Annotated in this window: 6 protein-coding genes and 1 tRNA gene; 2 read left to right on the top strand and 5 right to left on the bottom strand. The window is 72.4% G+C overall.

Translation table 11 applies throughout. From position 1 onward, the window contains the following. Window positions 1–421: single-stranded DNA-binding protein (ssb, locus tag ACTIDRAF_RS27050; RefSeq protein ID WP_016697331.1), on the bottom strand; the 421-nt coding region annotated here is incomplete at its 3' end. A 416-nt stretch (window positions 422–837) separates the two neighbouring features. Further along, the gene (locus ACTIDRAF_RS0203485; RefSeq protein ID WP_016697330.1) at window positions 838–2,871 is read right to left on the bottom strand and encodes a bifunctional copper resistance protein CopD/cytochrome c oxidase assembly protein; all 2,034 of its coding nucleotides are present in this window, start codon (window positions 2,869–2,871) and stop codon (window positions 838–840) included. Window positions 2,872–3,217: 346 nt separating this feature from the next. Here ACTIDRAF_RS0203485 and ACTIDRAF_RS0203480 point away from each other — a divergent pair. Then, window positions 3,218–3,293 (top strand) — tRNA-Arg (locus tag ACTIDRAF_RS0203480). Window positions 3,294–3,885: 592 nt separating this feature from the next. Here ACTIDRAF_RS0203480 and ACTIDRAF_RS0203475 read toward each other — a convergent pair. From ACTIDRAF_RS0203475 to ACTIDRAF_RS0203465, 3 genes are all read right to left on the bottom strand, one after another. Next, window positions 3,886–4,356, bottom strand: coding sequence for a hypothetical protein (locus ACTIDRAF_RS0203475; protein ID WP_342626666.1), 471 nt, complete (start codon window positions 4,354–4,356; stop codon window positions 3,886–3,888). Next, complete coding sequence (locus tag ACTIDRAF_RS0203470; RefSeq protein ID WP_035291902.1) at window positions 4,353–6,851, bottom strand: molybdopterin oxidoreductase family protein; 2,499 nt, start codon at window positions 6,849–6,851, stop codon at window positions 4,353–4,355. Before ACTIDRAF_RS0203470 ends, ACTIDRAF_RS0203475 begins: the two co-directional genes overlap by 4 nt. A gap of 170 nt (window positions 6,852–7,021) precedes the next feature. Next, window positions 7,022–8,062 carry a ferric reductase-like transmembrane domain-containing protein gene (locus ACTIDRAF_RS0203465; protein WP_052168690.1) on the bottom strand — a complete coding sequence of 347 codons (1,041 nt, stop codon included), beginning with the start codon at window positions 8,060–8,062 and terminating at the stop codon, window positions 7,022–7,024. A 272-nt stretch (window positions 8,063–8,334) separates the two neighbouring features. On the opposite strand from ACTIDRAF_RS0203465, the gene ACTIDRAF_RS0203460 reads away from it, so the two are divergent. Further along, window positions 8,335–9,198: a MerR family transcriptional regulator gene (locus ACTIDRAF_RS0203460; protein ID WP_016697326.1), complete on the top strand. Its 864-nt coding sequence runs from the start codon at window positions 8,335–8,337 to the stop codon at window positions 9,196–9,198. The last annotated feature ends 221 nt before the right edge of the window (window positions 9,199–9,419 follow it).

Here is a 9,419-nt window from a genome sequence, read left to right as displayed (position 1 = left end):
GAGCCGGGGAGGCCCCCGGCTCCGGGGCACCGGGACCAGCCCCCTCCACGCCCTCTCGCCGGTCGCGGAGCAGATCCACCCGGCACCGGGCCAGGTCAGGCCCCAGGGTTGTCGCCACCAGCTCGACGGCGTACCGGCGCTGCCCCTCGACGTCGTAGTCACGGGTATGAAGGCGGCCCTGGGCCACCACCGGATCGCCCTTGCGCAACGCGGCCGTGACGTTCTCGGCCAGCTGGCGCCAACACCGCACGGTGAGGAACAGGCGGTCCCCGTCGACCCACCGCCCGGCACCCCGGTCGTACCGGCGCTCGTTGCTGGCCACGCGGAAGCTCGCCGAGGCGTGCCCCTCCCGCGTCTGGCCGGCCCGAACCTCGCTGATCAGGGTTCCCACCACGGTCGTCATCGTCTCGTGCACTGTCATCAGCCTTTCCGGTGATCGGAGGAGGGTTCGGCACGCACCGGCGCGGCGCTCCCGCAGCGGGTCCGCCTCACCGCCGCGAACGCTGCCGGGCCGCCCGCCTCCCCCGTGTTCGGTTTCCGGAAGCCAGGCTGGCCCACCGAGGGGGCCGCCGGCAGCTCACCGGCAACCGTCCTGTGGACAACCGAGGGCCTGTGCACAACCCGGGGGAAACCGACACTTTCCACTCGGAAGGGCGTACGCCGGGAGGACCGGGCCCAGCTCGGCACCAGCACGACCTGCGCGGTCAGCCCGCGCGCCCGCGCCAGGACCGCGCGACCGGGTCGCCAGAACGCCCCACCGGTCAGCCCGCCCGTCCGCGCGCGGCGAGCACGGGGTCCGAGGCCGGGCGGCCCAGGGGTGGGCCGAAGCGGCGCCGGCTACTTCCCAGGGCCGTTGAGGTCGCGGAGCATCCGGTTGTAGGCGGCCAGGTCGGCATCCCCGTCGGACTCGGCCCGCCGGTCGGAACGAGCGGCGTCCCTGGCGTCGCTGCGCGCCCACTGGACGAGCAGGGCCACGATCACCACCAGGACCGGGACCTCCCCGCTGGCCCAGGACAACCCACCGCCGAGTCGCTGGTCCTCCAACAGGTCGGACACCCACGGCAGGGACAACCCCCGGTAGAAGGACTCCCCGATGATGGTGCTGGACCCCATGAGGATGATGCCGAAGAACGCGTGGAAGGGCATCGACGCGAACATCAGACCGAGCCGCCCCATCGGCGCCAACCGGTGCGGCGCGGGGTCCACCCCGATCACCAGCCAGTAGAACAGGTAGCCGGTCACCAGGAAGTGGGCGTTCATGGCCAGGTGCGCCCAGTGCTGGTCCAGGGCCACGTCGAACAACCCCGAGAAGTAGAGGCCGTAGAAGGACCCGACGAACAGGACCAGCGCGACCAGCGGGTGGGCCAGCACCCGGGTCACCGGCGACTGCACGGCCGCCAGCAGCCACTCCCTCGGCCCCGGCGCGCCGTCCTTCCCGGCGGTGGGCAGGGCGCGCAGCGCCAAGGTCACCGCACCGCCCAGGGCCAACAGGATGGGGGCGAGCATCGCCAGCATCATGTGGGCACCCATGTGGGCGCTGAACATCGCCGGCGAGTACTTGCCGAGACCGGAACTGGTGGCGATCAGCACCGTGGCACAGCCACCCAACCAGGCGACCGTCCGCCCGACCGGCCAGGCGTCGCCCCGCCGCCGCAACCGGCGGACACCCGCCAGGTACAACCCGGCCAGGACCAGGGACAACGTCCCGTACACCAGGTCGAAACGCCAGTCCAACACCATCCGCCCGAAGGTGAACGGCCCGTCGAGCTCGAAGCCCAGCACCAGCTCCATCGCGCTGATCTCGGTGTTGGCCACCTCCCTGGGCGGCGGAGTCCGTCCCAGACCGACGGCCAGACCCACCGTGACCAGCATAAACAGGATCTCCACCGCGCCGAGGCGGATCAGCGGCCTTGCGGAGCCGGTGCGCTCGATCTCGGCGACCGACCGCTCCCGTTGCAGGTAGCCGAAGACGAGGAGCAGCAGGATGGCCACGGCCTTGGCCACCACCAGCTGACCGTAGGTGCTGGTCAGCAACTCGTCGGGGCGGAGGCGGGACAGGGCGTTCACCACGCCGGAGACGCCCATGGCGATCCAGCAGACCAGGGCGAGCCGGGAGAACCGTCGAGCCGCCAGACCGAGGTGACGGCCGCCTCGCAGGGCGTGCGTGACCAGGGCGATCAGGCCGCCCACCCACAGCATCGTGCCGAACAGGTGGAACAGGAGGCTGTTGGTGGCGACGTCGTGCGCGCCTCCGCTGGCGGAGTGCCCCGTCATCGCCACCGGGAGGAGAGCGGCCAACGACAGGAAGAACCAGGCGACGGCCCACGACCACGTGAGCACCACCCGGCAGGCGACCGCGACCGCCAGCGCGAGACCAGCGGTCCACGCCCAGGCCCGCGCCTGCTCCAGCTGACCCAGCAGCTCGCCGAACATCTCCCAGTCCAGGACCCGCGCCAGCGGCCACCCGACCGCGTCCGCGAGGCTGAGGGGCACGGTGACCGCCGCGCCGAGCGCCCACGCGGCGGCGGCCCAGCTCGCGATGCGCACCGCCGCGAACCCGTCGGCGGCGAGCTCCCCGGAGCGCTGCGGAGGGGTGAGGAACGCGGCGAGCAGCAACGACCCGATGGTGACCGCGGCACCGACCTCCGCCACGACACGGGCCACGGGCAACCCGTACCGGACCACGTCCCCGGGATCGGGCAGGCCGAGCGCCAGGTAGGTGTCGGTCGCGGACAGCATCAGGACGAGGGCCGCGACCAGCGCGGCGAGCACCGTACCCGGCAGGACGACCGCGAGGACGCCGACGGCGGAGCGCCGAGCCGGTTCCTTCCGGTCGGCCTCGACCCGTTCCGTGGTGAGTGTGGGGGACACGGCGCGAGCCTAGGACAGATGCCCCCGGCTCGGTCCGGCCGTCCTTACGGCCACGTGCGGTTTCCCGGCGACGGCACCGGAGTCAGCCGCCCGGGAGTGAATCGCCGTGACCAAGAGCACACGGACACGGCATCAGGTGGCAACCCATCCGGGTTTCGGCTGGTAAAACGATCTCCACCTGGCCAGCCCAGGAGCCGGTCAGCCGGGCGGTGACCACTAGGCTTCCCCCGGCTCACGCGGGGAAGGTGTGCGGTCGTCATCGGTTAGGTACCGGCTCGGCAACGGTCCACCGCTGAAGCTGAACACCGACTTCACACCGGTTAACCTGTCCGCGCGTTTGGCGCACGCCTCCGTAGCTCAGTGGATAGAGCGAGGGACTTCTAATCCCGAGGTCGCAGGTTCGAATCCTGCCGGGGGCACCACCACGTCGTCGTTCACCGCGGCGTTCTCACTCGATCCGCCCCGTTTCCGCCGGTCCCCAGCGGGCGAGGGCGATCGCCCTGGCCGGGAGGAACGGAACTGCGGTCCGGGAGACGACTCACGATGAGGCATTCCGGGAAGGCCCGGTCGGCGAGGCGGCGGTGCTCGGGTAGGACTAGCGGGCGTCGCCCGCCGGGGACCGGGCGGCCATCGGGGTGGGCGCGGACCTCGTCGTACCCGGCCTCGCTCACCCTGTGCGCGGCTCGGAGACCGCGACTCCGAGGCGGTGCGTCCTTACCCGCTGGGTCCCGAGCAGGGCCGGTGGCAACGGCCCCGGCATGGTGGGTCGGTGGGAGTTCCTCGTCGGACGAGGCGGTCCGCGTTCGACACCGTGCGTCCTCGGTCGCGGACCCGCTCGGCGGGCCGCACCCCTCGGAGCGGGGCGCTCCTGGTCCGTCCAGGCCGCCCTCGAGTCGCGACCCGTCACGACGAGCCGGTGCGCCCGCCGAGGTCGCCGGTGCCCACGAGGAGGGACCGGGGGACACCAACCCCGGCCGGGAACGTGGTGACCGGATCCGAGGGCGACGCACGCGGTCACGGCGCGACGATCAGCGCCTGCGGTGCGGCCGCCTTCATGCGGGTGTTCAACCAGGACAGTTGACGGGAGGTCTGCCCGCTGGCGCTCCGCGCGATGGACAGCAGCTCGTGGTCCCGCAACCCCTGGGCCGCCTGGTTGATCACGGTCCAGGTGGTCAGGACAAGAGTGCCCAGGACGTGCAGGTCCTGGAGGTCGCGGAGCAGGCCGACCGGCCCGGAGCGGACCTCGGCGAGCCCGGCGGCGTGGAGGCGGTCGGGTTCCTCGACGTCGCCCCCGTGCCGCTCGCCGTAACGGCGGGCGACGGGCTCGAGCTGGCGCACGTGGTCGTCGCTGAACCCGGCGAGGGTGCGACAGGTGAAGAGCACGTCGGGGTGGCGGGCGTGGCCCTCCCCGACGACGCGGAGGGACTCGGCGAGGGTCCGCTCGGACCGGTGGGCCAGCCCCACGTAGGTGGCGAGGTGCATCATCGGCCTCCGGTCCCGCCGGCCGCGTCCACCGCCGGGTCGTCCGGGTAGCCCGGGGTGTCCGTCAGCCGCGTGGTGGTCGGCGCCCCGCCGGACGTCCCCGGAACGCCACCGCCGACCGGCGCGGACGCCGCCGTGGTGGGCGCCGGCGCGGGGCCGTCACCGCCGCGAACCCGGACGACGCGGCAGGCCGCCGTCTTGAAGTAGGGCTGCTTGGACACCGGATCCCACACGGTCATGGTCAGTTCGTTGGCCTGCCGGTGCTGGTGCTCGGGATCGGCGTCGTCGAGGTCCCAGGAGCCGTAGTGGAAGGGCGCGAACACCGTTCCCGGTCTCACCCGCCCGACCCGGGCCCTGACCTCGATGGCGCCTCTCGGCGATTCCACCCGGACCACGTCGCCCTCGCTGACTCCCAGCCGGGCGGCGTCGACCTCGGACAGCTCGACCCAGGCGTCGGGTGCCGCCGCCCGGAGCGAGGGGGACCGGCCGGTCTTGGTCCGGGTGTGGAACTGGTAGACGGTCCGGCCGGTGGTGTAGAGCATCGGGTACTCCGGTCCTGGTTCCTCGTGCGGCGGGGTGTGGTGCGCTCCCTTGAGGAACGCGCGACCGTCGGGGCGCATCGCCCGGTGTTCCTGCTCGGTGACGACCGCGCCGGTGAGCAGGTCGTGGCCGTAGGTCTCGCACTCGTCGGTGCGGGTGGGGAACACCCCGTCGTGGTAGAGCCGGTCCGTTCCGTCGGGGGCGTGCTCGGTGACCGGCCACGGGATCCCGGTGGGCCCTCGCAGCCTGGCGTAGGTCAGTCCCGTGTAGTCCACGGGTCGACCTCGGCTCGCCTCCCGCCAGGCGTCGAAGACCTCCTCGGGCTCCCGCCAAGGGACGAGCGGCGCGCCGTCCCTGTCGCGGAAGTCCATGGCGTCGGCGTACATCAGGAAGATCTCCAGGTCGCTCCTCGCCTCACCGGGGGGTTCGACGGCCTTCTCGGACAGGTGCACGACCCGGTTGGTGTTGGTGAACGTTCCCGTCTTCTCGCCCCAGCCGGCGGCGGGCAGCACCACGTCGGCCAGCCGCGCGGTCTCGGTGAGGAAGAGGTCCTGCACGACCACGAAGCACTGGTCACCGCCCAGGATCCGGCGGATGCGCGCCGACTCGGGCATGGACACGGCCGGATTGGTTCCCACGACCCACAACAGCCCGATGCTGCCCTCCTCGGCGTAGCCGAAGATCTGCATGGCGTGGGTGGGTGGCGCCCAGTGCGGAATGGTCAACGGGTCGACGTTCCACAGCTCCGCCAACTCCCCCACGTGGCGCGGGTTCTCCCAGTTGCGGAATCCGGGCAGGTCGCCGTCCGCGCCGCACTCCCGGTTGTTCTGGGCGGTGGGCTGGCCGTTCATCTGGAGGACACCGGACCCGGGTCGACCGATCAGGCCGCGCAACAGGTGGAGGTTGTGCACGGCCACGGCCGAGGCGGTGGCCTGGTGGGACTGGTAGAAGCCCTGGAGGACGGTCGACAGGACGTCGCGGCTCTCCCCGAAGATCCGGGCCGCCCTGCGCAGGTCGTCGGCGTCGACCCCGCAGGTCCGCGCGACCACCTCCGGGGTGTAGGGCTCGACGATTCCGCGCAGTTCCTCGACGCCCAGGGTGTGGTCTCGGACCCACCGCTCGTCGACCCAGCCGTTGGCGAACAGTTCGCGGGTGAGCCCGTTCATCAACGCGAGGTTCGTGCCGACCCGGGGTGCGAGGTGGACCCCGCCGGTGCGTTCCGCCTCCACTGCCACCGGGGTGCGCCTCGGGTCCACGCAGACCACCACCGGCGGGTCCGGTGATCGGGTGCGGTCCAGCACCCGCATCCACAGCACGGTCTGCGTCTCGGCCATGTTGTGGCCGTAGAGGAAGAGCGCGTCGCAGTGTTCGACGTCGGTGTAGGAACCGGGCTGCCCGTCAGCGCCGAAGGACTCCTTGAAGGCTGCCGCGCTGGTCGCGGTGCACAACCGGGTGTTCCCGTCCATGTGCGGCGTTCCCAGCCCGGCCTTGCCGATGACCCCGAGGACGTAGTACTCCTCGGCGAACAGCTGGCCGGTGCTGTAGAAACCGTGGGTCAGCGGCCCCTTCTCCGCCAGCAACCGGCGTGAGACCTCCACGACCCGACCCATCGCGGTGTCCCAGTCGGTCTCGACCAGCTGCCCCGCCTCCCGCACCAGGGGGCGGGTCAGCCGGTCGGGGGACGACGCCCACGGGGTGCTGCCGTAGAGGCCCTTCGGTCCGAGCCGGCCGTGGTTGACCACGTCGGTCGCCCGCCCCCGCACCCCCACCATCCGGCCGTCCTTCACCGCGATGTCGCAGCCGCACCCGTTGCTGCACAGCACGCAGGCGCTGGGGACCCACCGGTCCACCTCGTCCTCGGACAGACCGTCGGCCAGGTACTCGTCCACCCTGGCCGGCCAGACCGTCCCCTTGCCGTGCGGGGTGCGCGGCCCCCAGACGTCGGCGATCCGATCCATGTGCCCCACTGTGCTCCCCACCAGGGCGGTCCGCAGGTCGAGACGGGCACGGCGTGCCCGGCTGGACCTGGGTTCGGTACCGAGCCGGATCCGCGTTCGTGGGGGCCGGTTGGTCGTGCTGGTCAGGCGGGCGGCTGAGGCGCGAGCCGGTGCCGGCGGCCCCCGCGACATCAGCTCCTCGGCCCACCGCGCTCGGTCACCCGCCTCCGCTCCGCCGCCCGGACCACGGCGACCGCGACCACCATGGCGACGAGGAGCACGGCTGTCCCGAACCACACCATCCACGGGTGCACGGAGAGGCCGGCGCCGTCGACCCCGGGGGTTCGACCGCCGTCCCGTCCGGTGACCACCACCGCCAGCACCACGAGGATCGACGCGGACACCGCCAGCAGGGCCACCGCCCGCCGCCCGACGGCCAGCCAGCCGGCCAGGCGGCGGAGGCGTTCGGACCTGCGGGCCGGGGCGAGCAGCCTGACCAGCAGCAGGACGGCCACGGGTATCTGGAGCAGCCACAGCGTCGTCCTCGGCCACCCGTCGAACCACACGTTCGTGCCGTACAGCAGGGTGTGCCAGGCGCTGAGGACGTAGACGACGATGACGAAGCGGTGCAGTGCCCGCCACGTCCTCCCGCCCGTGCGGTGCCGGAGGTAGAAGGCGATGCTGAGCGGGATGGCCAGGTAGAACGCCAGCAACCCGAGCAGGATCGCGACCCGTCCGGTGCCGGAGGAGTAGCCGCCGGGCACGAAGGCCTCGACGAACGCGTTCCACGTGCGGCCGACCCAGCCGCCCCCAGGCTCCCTGGTGCGCACGAGTTCGGTGAAGAAGAGGAAGGCGTGCGCGAACATCAGGCCGATGGTGGTGAGGCTGGTCGCGCGGTGCCACCGTTCGATCCGGGCGGGCGGCACCGGGAGCCAGCGGGGTGGTCGGGCGGAGCGCACCAGGCCCAGCATCGTCGTCATCCAGGCCCACAGCAGCGCTGACCAGCCGAAGGCCTGGCAGAGCCAGTACATCCAGTAGGCGTTGGCGTCGGCGAGGTAGGGCATCACCTCGAGCGTGGCCGAGACGCCGGTCCGCACCCGGTGGTGCAGGAACGCGAAGATCGCCCCGGTCAGCAGCAGAGCCGCGACCGCGTCCGGTACGGCGGCCCGCAGGTCCGCCAGCGGCTCGGAAGGCCGCCGCCCAGTGTCGTCGGTCGTTGTCGTCGAGACCATCGCGCCCTCCCGGTCGTCCCCCACGTACACAGTCGGACGGGGAGCCGGGAAAGTTCCAGGGAACTCGCACCTCCGGGCCGAGGACGGCCAGGCCGGCCACCTGCTGGGGCGTGGACGCCGAGCGCACCCACCGCCGCTGGTTCGCGCCGCGGTCGTCACGCACTCCCGGGGAGTGCGCCGTGCGCCTCCCCGGCGGGAACGGCAGTGGCGCCGGGCACTCCTACCGCCGCCGGGCTTGACCTTCTGGTTACCGCAGGGTCCACGCTCCTGGTGTGTTGTCCATCAGCGATTTCAGCCAGGTGTGCCAACTTCCGGCACAGACCCTGCGCTTCTACCACTCCGAGGGCCTGGTCGTGCCGGCGGAGGTCGACCCCAGGACCGGGTACCGCCGCTACACCTTCGACCAGGTGGAAAGGGCGCTGCTCGTGGCGACGTTGCGCCGGGCCGGGCTGGCCGTCCGCCTCGTCCGGCACGCCCTGGCGCACCCTGAGGACACGCCGGAACTGTTGCGGAACCACCGGGAGGCGATCCGCCGCCAGCGTCAGGCCGAGGACGCCGCGCTCGACGACGCTCGCGTGTTCGTCGACGCGTGGCCGCAGGTGCGGGAACAGGCGACACCGGCAACGTTCGCGCTGTCCGCCGCCGTCCCCGCCCGAGCCGCGGAGCGCGGCGAGACCCACGAGGCGTGGTACGACTGGGACGAGCTCAACGAGGCGGTCTGGGAGGTCGTCAACCGACTCGCGTCGCTGGCCGACGGCCTGGGCGCACGGGTATCGGGGGCGCCCTGGCGGTGCTCGGCGATCGAGACCCGGGAGCAGCGGCGGCGCTACCACACCCCGGAAGGTCCGCACTGGCTGGTGAAGGTCCCGGTGGATCTCGAGGAGGTGCCGCCGGAACGGCTGCCCGACGGGGTCACGCACGAACTGTTCGAGACCCGCACGGAGATGTCGATCGAGATGCCCGGTGAGGACTCCGCCGCCAAGTACGCGGCGGCGCTGTCCCGACTCATGGCCCACCCGCTCGACAACGCCTTCCTCGACGTGGCGCGGATGCGTCACATCCTGCGCCCTGGCGGGGTGGAGACGGCGATGGCCGTCATCGCGCTCGACGAGTACGAGGACCCGTTCTGTTCCTGACGGGTCACCGCCTGGGACCACCGGCCGGGACGCGACGACCGCCCCGACGGCGAGCTCGACGAGGCATTGGTGGCCGGTGCCGCTGACGAGCTCGCCCCGGTGGGACGGGGCGTTCACCACGCCGAGGACGGAGCTCCATGGAGGCGGCGGGGGCGGGGGCCCGGATCCCGACGCGGCGGCTCCTCTCCACGCTCTCGGCGACCGACCGCCAGTCGCGCGGG

The organism is Actinoalloteichus spitiensis RMV-1378, from assembly GCF_000239155.1.
Lineage (GTDB): Bacteria > Actinomycetota > Actinomycetes > Mycobacteriales > Pseudonocardiaceae > Actinoalloteichus_B > Actinoalloteichus_B spitiensis.
The sequence above is the reverse complement of the archived record's forward strand: the minus strand, read 5'-3'. Positions and strand labels throughout refer to the sequence as shown.

Coding starts and splice junctions, on each gene's coding strand:
- ACTIDRAF_RS0203475 (WP_342626666.1), bottom strand. CDS start 4,356: ATGATGCACCTCGCCACCTACGTGGGGCTGGCCCACCGGTCCGAGCGG.
- ACTIDRAF_RS0203470 (WP_035291902.1), bottom strand. CDS start 6,851: ATGGATCGGATCGCCGACGTCTGGGGGCCGCGCACCCCGCACGGCAAG.
- ACTIDRAF_RS0203465 (WP_052168690.1), bottom strand. CDS start 8,062: ATGGTCTCGACGACAACGACCGACGACACTGGGCGGCGGCCTTCCGAG.